Source organism: Shewanella frigidimarina, assembly GCF_003797125.1.
Classification (GTDB): domain Bacteria; phylum Pseudomonadota; class Gammaproteobacteria; order Enterobacterales; family Shewanellaceae; genus Shewanella; species Shewanella frigidimarina.
On record NZ_RKKE01000003.1, the window covers coordinates 630,845 to 645,760 of the forward strand.

Annotated in this window: 15 protein-coding genes; 4 read left to right on the plus strand and 11 right to left on the minus strand. The window is 41.2% G+C overall.

Features of this window, described 5'->3' with window-relative positions; genetic code table 11:
• Positions 1-197 precede the first annotated feature (197 nt).
• The gene (locus EGC86_RS12210) at positions 198-1,082 is read left to right on the plus strand and encodes an MBL fold metallo-hydrolase (RefSeq protein WP_123777741.1); all 885 of its coding nucleotides are present in this window, start codon (positions 198-200) and stop codon (positions 1,080-1,082) included.
• 116 nt (positions 1,083-1,198) lie between these two features.
• On the opposite strand, the gene EGC86_RS12215 is transcribed toward EGC86_RS12210, so the two are convergent.
• The 5 genes from EGC86_RS12215 to EGC86_RS12235 all read right to left on the minus strand — a co-directional run bounded on the left by EGC86_RS12215 (position 1,199) and on the right by EGC86_RS12235 (position 7,860).
• On the minus strand, positions 1,199-1,930 hold the full coding sequence (locus EGC86_RS12215; RefSeq protein ID WP_123777742.1) for a BUD32 family EKC/KEOPS complex subunit: 732 nt from the start codon (positions 1,928-1,930) through the stop codon (positions 1,199-1,201).
• A 404-nt stretch (positions 1,931-2,334) separates the two neighbouring features.
• Positions 2,335-2,511 carry a Trm112 family protein gene (locus tag EGC86_RS12220; RefSeq protein ID WP_101086858.1) on the minus strand — a complete coding sequence of 59 codons (177 nt, stop codon included), beginning with the start codon at positions 2,509-2,511 and terminating at the stop codon, positions 2,335-2,337.
• Positions 2,501-3,508 carry a tetraacyldisaccharide 4'-kinase gene (gene lpxK, locus EGC86_RS12225; protein WP_123777743.1) on the minus strand — a complete coding sequence of 336 codons (1,008 nt, stop codon included), beginning with the start codon at positions 3,506-3,508 and terminating at the stop codon, positions 2,501-2,503. Before lpxK ends, EGC86_RS12220 begins: the two co-directional genes overlap by 11 nt.
• Before the next feature lie 16 nt (positions 3,509-3,524).
• Entirely contained in the window at positions 3,525-5,327 is a 1,803-nt protein-coding gene (gene msbA / locus EGC86_RS12230) for a lipid A export permease/ATP-binding protein MsbA (RefSeq protein WP_123777744.1), read from the minus strand.
• Between the two features lie 37 nt (positions 5,328-5,364).
• Positions 5,365-7,860: a DNA internalization-related competence protein ComEC/Rec2 gene (locus EGC86_RS12235; RefSeq protein WP_123777745.1), complete on the minus strand. Its 2,496-nt coding sequence runs from the start codon at positions 7,858-7,860 to the stop codon at positions 5,365-5,367.
• Positions 7,861-7,891: 31 nt separating this feature from the next.
• On the opposite strand from EGC86_RS12235, the gene EGC86_RS12240 reads away from it, so the two are divergent.
• Positions 7,892-8,401 (plus strand): DUF2062 domain-containing protein, encoded by a 510-nt coding sequence (locus EGC86_RS12240; RefSeq protein WP_011637844.1) that lies wholly within the window; start codon positions 7,892-7,894, stop codon positions 8,399-8,401.
• Between the two features lie 59 nt (positions 8,402-8,460).
• On the opposite strand, the gene EGC86_RS12245 is transcribed toward EGC86_RS12240, so the two are convergent.
• The gene (locus tag EGC86_RS12245; protein WP_011637845.1) at positions 8,461-8,892 is read right to left on the minus strand and encodes a MarR family winged helix-turn-helix transcriptional regulator; all 432 of its coding nucleotides are present in this window, start codon (positions 8,890-8,892) and stop codon (positions 8,461-8,463) included.
• Positions 8,893-9,089: 197 nt separating this feature from the next.
• Between EGC86_RS12245 and EGC86_RS12250 the strand changes: the two genes are divergently transcribed.
• The gene (locus EGC86_RS12250) at positions 9,090-9,884 is read left to right on the plus strand and encodes a siderophore-interacting protein (RefSeq protein ID WP_123777746.1); all 795 of its coding nucleotides are present in this window, start codon (positions 9,090-9,092) and stop codon (positions 9,882-9,884) included.
• Positions 9,885-10,084: 200 nt separating this feature from the next.
• On the opposite strand, the gene EGC86_RS12255 is transcribed toward EGC86_RS12250, so the two are convergent.
• From EGC86_RS12255 to EGC86_RS12275, 5 genes are read right to left on the minus strand one after another with little or no spacing between them, the layout of a single operon-like run.
• Complete coding sequence (locus EGC86_RS12255) at positions 10,085-10,327, minus strand: DUF3624 domain-containing protein (RefSeq protein WP_123777747.1); 243 nt, start codon at positions 10,325-10,327, stop codon at positions 10,085-10,087.
• A 14-nt stretch (positions 10,328-10,341) separates the two neighbouring features.
• Positions 10,342-10,923: a GNAT family N-acetyltransferase gene (locus EGC86_RS12260; RefSeq protein WP_123777748.1), complete on the minus strand. Its 582-nt coding sequence runs from the start codon at positions 10,921-10,923 to the stop codon at positions 10,342-10,344.
• A gap of 24 nt (positions 10,924-10,947) precedes the next feature.
• Entirely contained in the window at positions 10,948-12,189 is a 1,242-nt protein-coding gene (gene lolE, locus EGC86_RS12265; protein WP_011637849.1) for a lipoprotein-releasing ABC transporter permease subunit LolE, read from the minus strand.
• The gene (gene lolD, locus EGC86_RS12270) at positions 12,186-12,905 is read right to left on the minus strand and encodes a lipoprotein-releasing ABC transporter ATP-binding protein LolD (protein WP_011637850.1); all 720 of its coding nucleotides are present in this window, start codon (positions 12,903-12,905) and stop codon (positions 12,186-12,188) included. The genes lolE and lolD overlap by 4 nt, the downstream gene beginning before the upstream one ends.
• Complete coding sequence (locus tag EGC86_RS12275; RefSeq protein WP_011637851.1) at positions 12,905-14,149, minus strand: lipoprotein-releasing ABC transporter permease subunit; 1,245 nt, start codon at positions 14,147-14,149, stop codon at positions 12,905-12,907. The genes lolD and EGC86_RS12275 overlap by 1 nt, the downstream gene beginning before the upstream one ends.
• Before the next feature lie 157 nt (positions 14,150-14,306).
• Here EGC86_RS12275 and EGC86_RS12280 point away from each other — a divergent pair, with 157 nt between their 5' ends.
• Positions 14,307-14,906, plus strand: coding sequence for a hypothetical protein (locus tag EGC86_RS12280; protein WP_123777749.1), 600 nt, complete (start codon positions 14,307-14,309; stop codon positions 14,904-14,906).
• Positions 14,907-14,916 lie beyond the last annotated feature (10 nt).

A 14,916-nucleotide genomic window follows, 5' to 3' on the forward strand; every position in this document is an offset into this window, starting at 1 on the left:
GAAGTGTAGTTTTATCAAAATAGTCGAGAAAAACTTCTGTTTGACACGAAGCGCCGTCGGTAAGTAGTTCACTTGAATAGATTTTATTTGACGAAAAATTGTTGTACTAGAAATTGTTGCACGATAAGTGATCAACTTGTTACGCTAGGCAGTATTAATAATAAAAATAATTGCTATGACAGCAATGAGGGATAGCCATGAAACTACTATTTAAACGTAATATCATCGGGCTAAGTGCATTAGCCATGCTTGCGTTAGCTCAAACATCAGCTATTGCTGATGATAAGTTCAGTGATGTGGTCATTAAATCCAACAAACTAGACAATAATACTTACATGTTTATCGGAGCCGGAGGCAATATTGCAGTTTCTGCCGGAGACGACGGTATATTGATTGTTGATGATCAATTTGCACCTTTGGCCGATAAAATTACCGCTGCACTCAATGACATTCAACCAGGCCTGCCAAAATACATCGTTAATACTCATTACCATGGCGACCATACTGGTGGAAACGCCCACTTTGGTAAAACAGGCTCTATCTTAGCTCATCACAATGTTCTCAAGCGGCTCAAAGCTGATAGCCATATTCCTGCGTCAGCATTACCCGCTATCACCTATGAGGAGAATGTCTCCATTCATTTTAATCAAGATACCTTAGAAGTGATTCACTTAGGTCCAGGACATACCGATGGTGATAGTGTCGTCATGTGGAAGCAAGGGAATATTATTCACATGGGCGATTTATACTTTAAAGACCGCTTCCCGTACATTGATTTAACTGCGGGAGGATCGGTAACTGGCTACCGTGAAAATGTCAGTATCATCCTCGACCTTTTAGACAATAAAACTAAGGTTATACCGGGTCATGGCGCGTTAGCCGATAAAAATGAACTGCTAAAATTCAAACACATGCTTGATGACAGTATTAATTGGATGCGTGGTGAAATTGAAATGGGTAATGATTTAGCCACCATCAAAAAACAAGGTGTTCCTGAAAAATATGCTAATTGGGCTTGGGAATTTATCTCTGCAGATAAGTGGATAGAAACCTTATATCAAGACTTATCCGCAAAACCTTAAATGGATAGCCCTTAACGGATACCAATCAATATCACTGTCGGCTTACATACAAAAGCTTGTTGTTCTAGGCAAGCTTTTGTATTGAATACCAGCGTATTTAAAGAAAAATACATCCGCTATATCGGTGTTAAAGGCACTTGCCTGAAATGCCACAATACCCAATACACCGGCTTCAAATCTTTTCCGCCAGTATGTCTAAAAGGTCTCGCGAAATAATATAACCACTGCCAAGAAGCTAAAAACTGCTTGGCCTTTTGCCATATAGCTTCGCCGCCAGCCAAACGATAACAAGCTATTGCTTGGTTAATCACTCTATTATTAGGTCCAATGTAGCGATATAAACTATGGATAAACACTAACAAATCACGAACTTGTTGTGAGATAATTGACATATGCTGTTGATTCGCTTCAAAATCAATAAATCTAACCTCACCTTCTTGCCAGCTAATGTCACGTAAGGCTGGGCGACCATGGGCAAGCAGCATGCAGTGTAGTTTTGCTAAGGCTATGCTGGCATCATTTAAAATCGGTTGCCATAAAGTTTGGCTAGTATGGTTTAGAATATTATTAATGGTATAGCCTACGTCTTCGACAACCATGTAACCATCGCCAAAGTCGACCACAGCAGGCACTGGTGCACCTAAATGACTTAACGTATTTAATACACCAATTTCTTTATGTAATGCAGCCGCCGAGTTTTGTTTTAATAAACGCATCGCCCCCGCAAGATGCTCAACTTGTTTCAACCAATAACGCTTACCCTGATATTCAAAAGATACCACGCGTTGGCCGCGATGCTCGCGATAAACGTTAGCTACATGTTGTTGAAAACCATCTTTCTCAGTCATAAAACAACCTAGTCATCGACTCACCATTACTGATGACTAAATTATCTTCCTAGCGTTTATAGAACTCAATAAAACCAATGATTTTCGCTTTTTTTCAACAATATTAGCCTTATATAAAAACTTCATGCATACCTTGTACACAAACTAAAAACACAAAAGATACATTTCATTACCATTAATGTTAGTCAGCTTGAATCGCTGATCAATTCATCATCAGCTAAAACACGTAATAAACACCATAAATAACCACGATAAATAAATAGTTAGATGAACGGAGCAACTAGGAAAATATTGATAGTCGAGAAGAAATAATGTTTTTATTCAATATAATGGCTTTTTTTAGACAAATAAAAACGCCCTTTCGGGCGCTTAATCATTCAATATTCTATTACACAACGGCTATGTTATTCAGTCACTAATGCTGTTGCTCGATTTTCTAATAATACCGGAATACCTTCGGTAATTGGATACGCTAACTTGTCAAACTTGCAGATTAACTGTTGCGATTCTTTATCGTAATCTAGCTTTCCTTTACATACTGGACAGGCCACAATTTCGAGTAATTTTTTATCAAATGCCATGAGACAATCCTTTTTTAGTTTGAGCCACTTGCAGTAATTGGCTCAACAATGCGTGATCAAATTCTGAGTTAAGCTTCGCATTTACAGGTAAATACCACCAGTTTGATTGTGCAAAATCGCGACATTTAACCGCATCTTTTTCAGTCATTAATAATGAATGTTGTGCGGATAACTCACTTAATTGCTTTTGATCAAATGCTTGGTGGTCTGCAAACTCAACTGTTTGTACTACTTTATAACCTAACTGGCTAATACTATTAAAGAAACGTTGCGGATTTCCGATACCCGCCATCGCAACGACACTATGTTGCAGATTAAACTTATCTTGTAGATTGTTGTCAACCAGACAAAGCGGTGCCGGCTCGAGTGTCATCAACACCTCACCGTTAAAAGCTGGCCCGCCATTATTTATCACAAAATCAACAGAATTTAAACGCCACAAACCTTCACGTAAAGGACCTGCAGGTAGCAAACAATGATTACCATAACGTCGCTCACCATCCACTAAAGCAATTTCGATATCGCGGCCTAAAGCATAATGCTGTAAGCCATCATCACTAATAATCACATCAACATCAAAGTCTGCTAATAATGTTTGTGCAGCGCTAACTCTCTTGGCGCCGACAACCATAGGGACTTGAGTGCGAGCCACTATCATTGCAGGCTCATCCCCTACATCACAGGCTTTTGCATTCGGATTAACAGCAACAACACCATTGAGATTAACCCCGTAACCTCGGCTTATTACACCTGGTTTGTAACCGTGTTGGCGTAACAGTTCAATTAAATAAATCACTGTCGGGGTTTTACCACTGCCTCCTGCGGTGATATTACCTACCACGATTACAGGAACTGGTAATACTTGTGCTTGTTTAAGCCCACAACTAAACAGTACCCGCCGAATATAAGATATTAACCAAAATAACCCAGCTAACGGCAGTAATAACCACTTTGCCTGATGACCTTGGAACCAAATGCGATGAATAAGCTGTTGCATCACAACCACCTGATCATTATTGGCTAAACTGCATCTGGTAAAGGTTAGCGTAAATACCTGCTTGGGCAATTAACTCATTGTGGTTACCGCGTTCAACAATTTTACCTTGGTCAATAACCAAAATTTCATCCGCACTTTCTATGGTTGATAAGCGATGTGCAATCACAATAGAAGTACGATTATGACGAAGATTGTCGAGGCCTTTTTGAATCGCTTTTTCCGACTCTGTATCCAATGCTGATGTTGCTTCATCTAAAATTAACACTGGCGCATCACGTAACATGGCACGGGCAATTGCAATACGTTGGCGCTGGCCGCCCGAAAGCAACACACCATTTTCACCGACTTGGGTGTCAAGGCCTTCAGGTAAAGTATCAATAAATTCCATGGCATAGGCTAACTCTGCGGCATGTACTATTTGTTCGCGAGTCACTTCACCTGGGTAGGCATAGGCAATGTTATTGGCAATGGTGTCATTAAATAAGGTAACTTGTTGCGACACTAGAGCGACTTGATTACGAAGTGATTTTAGTTGGTAATCATAAATACTGGTGTCATCAAGACGGATATCACCAGTTGATAAATCACCGTAAAAGCGAGTGATCAAACTGGCAATGGTCGATTTACCAGAGCCAGAACGCCCTACTAACGCAACCGTTTTACCCGGCTTAACTTCAAAATCAATCCCATTAAGTGCAGACTTTTCTTGGCCAGGATATGCAAATGTCACATTATCAAAGGTCAACTTACCTTCAACTCTATCAATACTAAATACGCCATTATCAGGTTCTGGCGCAGTGTCTAATAATTCAAATACTGTGGTACAAGCGGCAATACCACGCTGAAATTCCGCATTAACACGGGTTAAGTTTTTAATCGGTTGTAGCATGGCTAACATGGCGCCTAAAATAGCCGCGAACGTACCAGCGGTTAAATCGGTTTTCATGCTATCCCAAGTGGCAGCATACAACACAAACGCCAATGCGAATGAACCAATCACCATAATGAGCGGCTGGCTGATTGACTGTGCAACCGCTAGCTTCATGTTTTGGTAGCGATTACGATCGTTAACTTGAAAAAAGCGTTCAACCTCAGTTTTTTGTCCACCAAACACTAATACGTTTTTATGGCCCTTAATCATCTGTTCTGTGGTTGCGGTTACACCGCCCATAGCAGATTGAATTTGCTTAGACACCTTGCGAAAGCGCTTACTGACTACACTGATAACCACACCCATGATGGGGCCTATCACCAAAATACATAATGACAATTTCCACGAATAGTAGAACATAATGCCTAACATACCGATGGCCGTCATGCTGTCACGGACAATTGAAATCAACGCACTGCCTGATGCACGAGCAATTTGCTCGGTATCAAACGTAACGCGTGAAATCAAATTACCGCTATTTTCACGGTCAATATAACTCACAGGTAAACGTAGGTAGTGCTCAAACACTTGTTGACGCATATCCATAATGAGCTGAGCACTCATGTACGACACACAATAGGTCGACACGAAGTTAGCCACACCACGCAAGCTAAACATTAAAATAACCGCGATTGGGGCCATTAACATAATGTCTTTATTGGCGTTAAAGCCACCGTGCGTTGGTAAGTCGACACCGGCGACTATCGCAGGCGTTTGACTGAAGCCTTCATCAATAAACGGCTTAATAAATGCGATAAACGCTGCATCGACAGCGCCATAAGTAATAAGACCTAGAACAGCCATAATAAACATAGCTTTCATCGGTACGACATAGGCCATCAAACGTTTGAAAACGACCCACATTTCATTTTTAGGTGATGCTGACATTGAATCCAATACTTAACTAGCAAACATGAATAACATTCTACTCTGCTTTAAGTGACTCACCAAATCTAAACAAACGGTTATACCAAAATGGGGCAATTTGCTGACGGTAAGTGGTCACTTTGTAGCCTTCAGTTGTGAAGTTGATGCTTATTTGGCCGACATGGCCAGTTTGTAACATTTTACTGCCTTGTTGTTGATACCTCGCCATAATATCTGGTTTAGGAAACCCATATTGATTAGAGAAGCCAGCGGTAAAAATAGCTAATTGGGGGTTAACACTATCAATAAAGGCTGGGGTAGATGAGGTGCGACTACCGTGGTGCGGAACGAATAAAATATCGGCTTGAATATCTGCATTTACCGCCAAAAGTGCTTGCTCTCGTGGAGCTTCAATGTCTCCGGTTAACAACACCGTTGACTGACCGTCAAACAATTTAACCACGCAGGAACGGTTATTGTCATTACTATTGGCGCTTAAAATATTTGGAATAAAACTCAATTGTACACCGCGCCACAATAATTCACCGTCACAAGTTCGCACGCTATGTGATGATTCAGTTAACGCTGAGGCTGACGCTGAAAAATCAGCAATTAATGCCGCCTGTGGAAATCGATCGACCAACACGTTTAATCCACCAGCATGATCATTATCGTCATGACTCACAACAATATAATCAACATAACGGATACCTTTACTGGCCAAAAAAGGCAATATTGCACGTTGAGCATAACTGAACTCCCCATAAGCAGCGCCAGTGTCGTAAATAATTCCGTGTTGCCCTTGTTGTAAAACCACTGCCATTCCTTGAGCCACATCGATGGCATGAAGTTGCCATGGTGTTTCACCTAACGAAGACGCTGGTGAAAACACTATCTCATGAGTCACTAACTTGTTCATGATGATGGGCAGCATCAGTACTGCCACTACAACGCTATAACTCCATTTTCGCTGATTCGGTACGTATCTGCGTAGCACCAACAACATCAATGCTAAAACAAAAAACATTCCCCCCGCTAACTCTTTCTCGGTTAGCACCAGTTGATTTAACGGTAAATCATCGCTCAGCTGTAATAACCATGCAAAAGGCTCCAAACTTAAATTAGCCCACTGAAATATCATTAAACTAAAACTTTGCAATGAAGCAATATCAATGCCTAGCACCCACAAAATCCATAACGCCAGTAACCAAATGCAAAAACTCAACAGGGTTAATGGAATAACCACCAAGCTAAACCAAGGCACCAGCAGCATATTCAACCAAATACTATGAGGTGCAATGCCACCAAATAATATCCCTTGCAAAATGCCGAGCAACAGCGCTAAACGCCATTGAATCGACCACAAAATACCGAGTCCATGTAAAATGTTATCCTTCAGCAGCATAACTTTTTCAATACATCTGTCCGTCAAAGTAAGCTCGGGGACATCAATGCTTCGATTAACGAGAACAGGGTCTAGGTTAGATGGCTGATCTACCGAGTCTGGTTTCACCGACAATAGAATAATCACCAATGCCCCAAAAGATAACCACAACCCAGCACCTAACGATGCAAAGGGATCAACCAACAACACAAAAAATAATGCATAAGCAAGTCGATCCCAATGATGACTAAATTGTTTAATAAAACTAAATATCAACAATAAAAACAGCATCAACAATGCGCGTTGAGTGGCAATAGCAAAACCCGATAAGTAGCCATAACCTAAAGTAAATACTGCAGCAAATACCATTGCCAGTTGGATTTTACCCAAATGCTGCCATGAAAATGCATAGCGACTTATCCCAATCAAAATGCCATAAAACAATCCGAAAACTACCGACAGATGTAAACCTGAAATCGCGACTAAATGCCCTGCTCCGGTCTGTTGCAACTGCTGCCAACGTTGAGAGGTTAATGCGCTTTTATCGCCAAAAATCAAAGCGTGTAAAATATCGCCATGAGAAAACTGCCCCAATAAAGGTGATAATATTTCCATGATTTGTTGACGAATTGAGCTACTGTTACTAAGCAACTCTGCTTGCTTAACACGACCTTTAGCGACAATATGCTGGCTAATAAAATACTTTTGCTGGTTAAAACCACCTTGATTTTGGATGCTTGAGATCCCTTTAACTTTTGCATTAAATTGCCATATTTGGCCAACAACAATTTTATCTGGCTTTTGCCATGTTAATCGGTAATATCGCTGCACATTATTAAGCGCCAACGTCTCAAAAAATGCGTCTTGATGGGTTTTTGCTATAACGCGCACATCAAAACTAATCCAGTCGCGGTTTTGGCTAACTAGTGATACTATCTGCGCCTTAAACTCGATTTGTTGCGACTTTTCAGCATATTGATGCATATATAGACAATGAAATAACAGGCTCAGCCAAATGACGGCGAATAAACAGCCAGCCATAAGCGGCCCTTTGCGAAGGCAAAGAAGCATAGCCAAGAATAGAATGGGCAAACACCATATTGGTGCCAGCGAAGGCCATAACATCGCTGATAAAGAACAGGCGCAAAAGCCATAGATAAATCGATTCATAATGAATTAGTTAAGACATTAATCGACAAATATGCCAAAAAAATTAATACAAAGATTTATGCCAAAACCAGAAACACTCCGTGAACATAAGTATTTGCGGATGTTTGGCAAACTATTGCACAAGCCTAATTTGTGGGCATTGAATCGTAAATCAGCTCCAGGAGCCTTTGCTGTTGGGCTATTTGTGGCTTGGCTCCCCATGCCATTTCAAATGGTTGTTGCGGCAGGATTTGCCATTATGTTTAACGTCAACCTTCCCGTTGCTGTGGCGCTGGTATGGATAACAAATCCACTGACGATGCCAATTATGTTTTATGGAGCCTACTTGTTAGGCACTAAAATCCTAGGACATAAAGCACAAGCATTTCAATTTGAAGCCAGCTGGGCATGGATTGAAGCCTCAGTATCAACTATCGGCCCGCCTTTTCTTGTTGGTTGCCTAGCACTAGCCATTATCAGTGCTTTGGTAGGGTTTATTGTCATTAAAAGCATGTGGCGCTATTCAGTTCTGTTTAAATGGCAAAAACGTAAAGGCCAGTAACACCTCATAGATTGATTAATGTACTTGTATTAAGGCCGCTACTGCGGCCTTAATACAAGTTAGAGATGTTGATTTAAATTTTGTGCCATCCGCTTTGCTAAACGCGAAAAATCTGCAATTTCTTGGTCTGTTAACCCACTTTTCATTAACTCATTCACACGTGACTCTGCGGTAGATAATTTGGTAACAATCTTAATTCCCGCAGGGCTTAAGCCTAAAAAGTAACTGCGTTTGTCGCTGGGATTATCTGATTTCTCAGCATACTTAAGGTTAATTAATTCTTTAATTAACCGTGCAAGTTGCGCCTTATCAATCAATGTTTTTTGCACTATATCATTCGCTGTTACTTGTTTATCTTGGTTAGCAATTATTTTTAACACCCGTAAATGTAATGGCGTTAACCCAAATTCAGCGCTATCAATAGCATGACGCAATGAACGCTTTACACTGTGTAATAAATTAAACAACGGCTCTTTTATATTTTCAGACATAAGACATCCTCAAAATCATTTTAATACCCCAGCAGCATCAAATTCAATGACAACAACCACTAACTAGTTGACTTTGTCAACAACAACCAATATAGTTGACATTATCTACTAACAGCAAGGTTAATGCAATTATCAGTTGCAGCAAACGAGTGATTAACCCCCAACGCTTTGCTAACCCAAACGACAGGCAAGTTATTATGAATAACCAATCAGCTAAAAAATCTCCAACCCGATTAACTTATATCAGTGACATTATTGAAATAAGCCCTTATTTACGTAGATTGGTGTTGAGTGGCGAGCAACTGGCTAATTTCCCTGCCGATCAACAAGGGGCCTATGTAAAAGTATTAATACCGCAACCCGGTGAAACCAACGTAAATATGACGTTAACCGGTCCTAATGCTGCGATTAAGCGCTCATATACCATCAGGGAGTTTGATCCTGTGCGTGGTCAACTTAGCTTAGATTTTGTGATAAATAAGCATACGGGGCCAGCAACCGATTGGGCAAAATTAGCTAACGTTGGCGATACCGTCGCAATTGCAGGCCCTGGGCCATTAAAAATGAATCGATTCGATGTCAATGACTACTTATTATTTGGAGATTCCACGTCTATCAATGCCGTTGATGCATTGGTAAAGCGGCTTCCCGCCACCGCTAAAGGGCATATCATCATGTTGGTGAATAGCCATCAAGAGCAAGCGCTGCTCAGTCAACACCCATTATTGAAAACCCATTGGTTAGTACTAAATGACAGTATCACTGCAGAACAACAGATAGATTGGTTATTAGATAAACTTGAACTCTTTGGTGATTTACCTGCTGTGACACAAGTTTTTGTCGGCTTAGAGGCCACCCAAGTGAGAGTAATAAAGCAATACTTACTTGAGCAACAACAATTACCATTAAGTTCAATCAGTGCTACGGGATACTGGAAGCGAAATACTGATGCTGACACGTTTGGTAAACAAAAGCAGATGCAGCCGTTGTAGTGTCTTTTTGTTTAGTTAAGCAAAGAACTGATTAAGTGATGGGTCGTAAAAATCACACGTTTCGACTATTTGTCATTTTAGCTTGTCATATGTGTGGCTAAAAAAGGCGCTGTTTCTTATTTCTGGTTACGTCAATAGCATGTCCATTACCAATGAATGCAACACAATTAGCTGGTCAAAGGACTTTTTGACGCGGTAGATTACAAGCGGAGGCTCGTTAGACTGCGATAAGCCCACACCACTAAATGCAGTGTAAGTAATCCACTGAAACTAACCGCAAAGAAAATTAATGCAATGGATTCAACTGTCTTAGGCGTGTCCGCATAGCAATACCACCAAAGTGGCCATGCAATTATGCTCAGTAGGGTTAATTGCCACATGCAACGTTTACAACGGCCAATTTTTTGTATAAAAACAGAGTCGGAACATTGGTTACAGGACATAACAGCTTTCTTTATCATTTATGCTCAGGATATTGATTATCAAACTCGCTCGCCAACATGGCATACAGATACTCATCACCCCATGCGCCTTTAAAAAACACATTGTTAATAAAATGGCCTTCACGACGAAACTGCAACTTTTCTAAAAGTGCTGCACTGGCTAGATTGAGGCAATCTGTTTGAGCAATAACTCGATGACGAGATAATTCTACAAACAAATATTGCAATAAACGCGTTAGCGCTTGTGCCGCTATTCCCTGCCCTTGAAATGCAGGAGCGATCGTAAAACCGACTTCAACTTGGCTGTTATCAATAAAATGTAGCGCCAGATCGCCCATTAACAACTCATGCTGATCACTAATGGCTAATTGATACCATTGCCCTGCTTTAGCAAAATCTTGGTAATGGGTCGAATTGAATAAGCTTAGCGCATCTTGATAGTGATAATCGGTCCAACTCTGATATCGCGCAACACTAGGATCAGCTCTATAGGCGGTAAATGCCGTTAAATCATTAAGACTAAATGGCCTGATGATTAAACTACCCGAGGTTAACGTAGGACACTTTAGTGAATCCAAACTAGCATTACTGGCCATATCAACCTCGTTTTTTTATAGCGTTTATCTGCCCGCTAATGCAGTGGCTGGCGCAATTTTAGTCGCTTTCCACGCAGGGTAAATGGTTGCAATAAGGCTCATGAATAGGCCCATTAACAATACAACTAATACATCTTGATAATGTAATTCAGAAGGAAGGAAATCAATAAAATAAATATCCGATGCTAATAGTTGAATACCTAATATCTGCTCAAGACTGCTGGCAATAGCACTTAAATTATATGCTAGAGTGACCCCTAATATGCCACCAATAGTGCACCCCATCAGTCCATTTAAAGCACCTTGCAGAATAAATATCGCCATAATGGCACCACGATGAAGCCCCATTGTCATCAGAATCGCAATTTCAGAGGCTTTATCGCGCACTGCCATAACAAGTGTCGACACAATATTAAAACACGCCACAGCAATAACCAGCGCTAATACCAAATACATCACTAAACGAACGAGTTGAATATCTTGGTATAAATGCCCTTGTGTGCGAGTCCAATCATTAATGTATAAATACTGCTCTTGGGCAAATCCTAAATCACGAGTGATACTTGCTGCATTAAACACATTATTGACTTGAATTCGTACCCCAGAAACGGCAGAACCCAGCTCGAGCAAATCGGCTAAATAATCAAGCGACACATAAGCTTGAGTCGATTCAATTTCGCCACCCAACTCGAACACGCCAGACACCACAAAGCGATGGCTTTTGGCCGACGTTAACTGACTGTTATTAGCATCTGGGGTATACATCGCCAAGGTGTCACCCACCTTCAAGCCCAACTTAGTTAATAAACTGCGGCCAAGCACGATATGATTTTCATCACTGCTTAATGACTGCCATGCATCGACAGACATATAATCAGCAATGCTGGACACGTCAGATTCATGTTTAATATCAATACCGTTGACGATTAACCCTTGAAACCCGCCTGGCTTTTGCACTAACCCTTGCAAGCGCACAAAAGGAGCAACGCCAGTAATCTGCGGCATATTTGAAGCACTTTTGGCAATATCCTGCCAATCGGCAATGGGTTGGTTAACCCCAACGAGTTCGCCGTGAGACACCACGCCTAATAACCGGTCTTGTAATTCTTTTTCAAAACCATTCATGGCAGATAACACCACAATTAGCACACCCACACCTAAGGCAATACCCGCAGTTGATGCAAATGAGATAAAACCGATAAAGCCATTAGACTGTCTGGCACGGAAAAAACGCCAGCCAATTGTTAACGGTAACCACTTACTCATTCGGCTAGCCCTGTTGGAGATGTTGCAGCAACAACTTGCAAAATGCCATCTTTCATTGTCAATTGACGATCCATCTTGGCTGCTAATTTATGATCATGAGTAACCACCACGAACGCCGTACCAAATTGCTGCGCTAACTCGCGGATCATCGCATAAACATTATCACCACTGCTGGCATCCAAATTACCTGTAGGTTCATCGGCTAATACTAACTTCGGTTTGTTGATAAGTGCTCTGGCAATCGCCACACGTTGACGCTCACCACCCGACAATTGCGCCGGAATATGCTGCAAACGATGACCTAACCCCACACGTTCAAGTAAATTTTTTGCGTCTACCAAGGCTTGCGTTTTATCTCTGCCTTGAATAAATGCTGGCATCGCCACGTTTTCAATCGCGGTAAACTCTGGCAATAAATGATGAAATTGATAGATAAAGCCCAAATCCTGATTACGTATTTGTGCCTGACGCGCACTAGACAATTGGTATAAATCTTCGCCGTCTAATAACACGGTTCCAGACGTTGGTGTGTCTAAGGTACCCATGATATGTAAAAGCGTACTTTTACCCGATCCAGAACTGCCTACAATGGCTAGCTGCTCACCCTTATACACGGTTAAATCAACACCCGATAATACCTGAGTGGTCACTTCACCGTCATGATAATGCTTACTGACGTGTTGAACTTGTAATAACGCTTGTTGTGTCTGGCTCATTATTCGTATCTCAAAGCGGTAGCAGGTTGAACCCTTGCGGCGGACAACGCAGGATAAAGAGTGGCAATTAAAGTAATCAATAAAGTGCCTAAGATGATGAAACTCAATTGCGCTAATGACAATTCCACAGGTAGCGTCTGACCGACACCTAAAATAGAAATACCAACAGTGGTTAATATTTCATTCAAGTTAAGCGTTAACACAATGCCCGCAATCGCGCCAAGCATTAACCCTAACATCGCATTAAGCGAGCCTTGCACAATAAAAATATTCATCACTGAAGTAGTCGTTAACCCTTGGGTTTTTAGCACCGCAACATCGGTTGTTTTATCCACCACCATCATCACCAATGCTGACACAATATTAAATGCCGCTACGGCGACAATTAAACTGAGCATGAGTGACATCATATTTTTTTCCATTTTTACGGCGGCAAATAAATGACCAAAATCTTGGCGCCAATCACGAGTTTTGATGTCGATATTTTGCTTCGCAAATCCAGCAACCAGTTTGGGTGCTAACGCTGGCGCGGAAAATGGATCGTTCAAATAGACCCGTAATTCATTAATGGTATTACTGTCTTGGCGCATCAATTTACGCGCATCTTTATAATGTACATAGGCAACACTTGAATCGACTTGCGAGCCCATTTCAAATACACCTGCAACAGTAAATTTACGCTGACTCGGCACCGGGCCCATTGGTGAATACACCACCCCATCACCGCTTAACACTCTAACCTTATCGCCCGCTTTAACGTCTAATTTGCGGGCTAGATCGGTGCCGAGCACAATTGAATACTTGCCAGCTTGTAACGTTGAAAAAGCATCTGAATAAGTATGAGCCGCAATGCTCGACAATGATTGCTCAAGCTCTGGATAAACCCCATACATTTGTATCGCTTGAATGTTACTGCTCGATTGGATCATAGCTTGCGTAGTCGCACTAGGCACAATGCCACGAATATTTTGTAATAAATATTTATCCGCCAACAGGCTTTGGCTACTTTGTTGCCAATCCCTAAATCCCATATCACTGATAAGGGTCATCTGCGGCACCGCCCCTAAAATGCGATTTTTTAGCTGGCCTTCGAGTCCATTCATCACAGAACTGACCACAATTAATGCTGCAACACCTAAGAAAATACCCGATACCGCAAAGAAGGTAATAAAAGAGGCAAAAGCATTCGCTTTTCGGGCTCGCCAGTAACGGTAGCCGATAAAAAATGAAAATCCTAAATTCATAAAAAAATACTAATCCTGTGCGCCTATTGGGGCGTATAAGTCAGACAATCAGGCAAAATGTGAATATGAAAACAACAAGCCAGCGTGTATGACTTGCTAAATCATTAAGTTGGGCACGATAATAGGGCTATTAGTGTGATAAATAAAGAGGCAAACCTTGATACCTGACAGCAATTCTTATTTTAGTGTGCCTCACCACTTTAATGTGTACTTAACTTCGTGGGATGCAAACCAAGCTTTACCCACAGATGATGAACTCCGCGACATGCAATCTGTTGGGTTAAAACTACTGACCGAAGTGAAAAGTCTTGAAGCAAATTGTTTACTGCAACTGCGCAATTTAGACAATGATGCAAAAGCTGTGGTCGACTTTTTAAAGCTACAATCGCGTAAAGTCGATTTAGTATTGCAACACGTATTAGAAAAAGAAGTTCAAGATGGTGAGTTATTTAAAGGTGATCAATTTGGTGGCAGTGGAATTAGTATCATTTCTTCACGTCCATTGGTTGTAAATGAACACGTTAAGACCCACATCTATTTGCATACAGAATTAGTGGCATTGTTGTGTCTGTGCCAAATACAAAGCTGCATCCCAGTATCAACAGATGACGCCACCGAAACCGCATATTGGCGCTGTGAGCTTGAATTTAGCCAAATACTTGAAGATGATATTGAGCAATTAGTCAAAGCAAGCTTGAATGTACAACAAAAAATGCTCAAAAAACGTAAACAGAATATCGATAAACAGCGTAGCTGAAGCCTCGCCT

Excerpts from the sequence above, each read along its gene's own strand:
- EGC86_RS12250 (WP_123777746.1), top strand. The coding sequence starts at position 9,090 with ATGAATAACCAATCAGCTAAAAAATCTCCAACCCGATTAACTTATATC.
- EGC86_RS12255 (WP_123777747.1), bottom strand. The coding sequence starts at position 10,327 with ATGTCCTGTAACCAATGTTCCGACTCTGTTTTTATACAAAAAATTGGC.
- EGC86_RS12220 (WP_101086858.1), bottom strand. The coding sequence starts at position 2,511 with ATGGCATTTGATAAAAAATTACTCGAAATTGTGGCCTGTCCAGTATGT.
- lolE (WP_011637849.1), bottom strand. The coding sequence starts at position 12,189 with ATGAGTAAGTGGTTACCGTTAACAATTGGCTGGCGTTTTTTCCGTGCC.
- lolD (WP_011637850.1), bottom strand. The coding sequence starts at position 12,905 with ATGAGCCAGACACAACAAGCGTTATTACAAGTTCAACACGTCAGTAAG.
- EGC86_RS12235 (WP_123777745.1), bottom strand. The coding sequence starts at position 7,860 with ATGAATCGATTTATCTATGGCTTTTGCGCCTGTTCTTTATCAGCGATG.
- EGC86_RS12215 (WP_123777742.1), bottom strand. The coding sequence starts at position 1,930 with ATGACTGAGAAAGATGGTTTTCAACAACATGTAGCTAACGTTTATCGC.
- EGC86_RS12260 (WP_123777748.1), bottom strand. The coding sequence starts at position 10,923 with ATGGCCAGTAATGCTAGTTTGGATTCACTAAAGTGTCCTACGTTAACC.
- lpxK (WP_123777743.1), bottom strand. The coding sequence starts at position 3,508 with ATGCAACAGCTTATTCATCGCATTTGGTTCCAAGGTCATCAGGCAAAG.
- EGC86_RS12275 (WP_011637851.1), bottom strand. The coding sequence starts at position 14,149 with ATGAATTTAGGATTTTCATTTTTTATCGGCTACCGTTACTGGCGAGCC.
- EGC86_RS12245 (WP_011637845.1), bottom strand. The coding sequence starts at position 8,892 with ATGTCTGAAAATATAAAAGAGCCGTTGTTTAATTTATTACACAGTGTA.
- EGC86_RS12240 (WP_011637844.1), top strand. The coding sequence starts at position 7,892 with ATGCCAAAAAAATTAATACAAAGATTTATGCCAAAACCAGAAACACTC.
- EGC86_RS12210 (WP_123777741.1), top strand. The coding sequence starts at position 198 with ATGAAACTACTATTTAAACGTAATATCATCGGGCTAAGTGCATTAGCC.
- msbA (WP_123777744.1), bottom strand. The coding sequence starts at position 5,327 with ATGTCAGCATCACCTAAAAATGAAATGTGGGTCGTTTTCAAACGTTTG.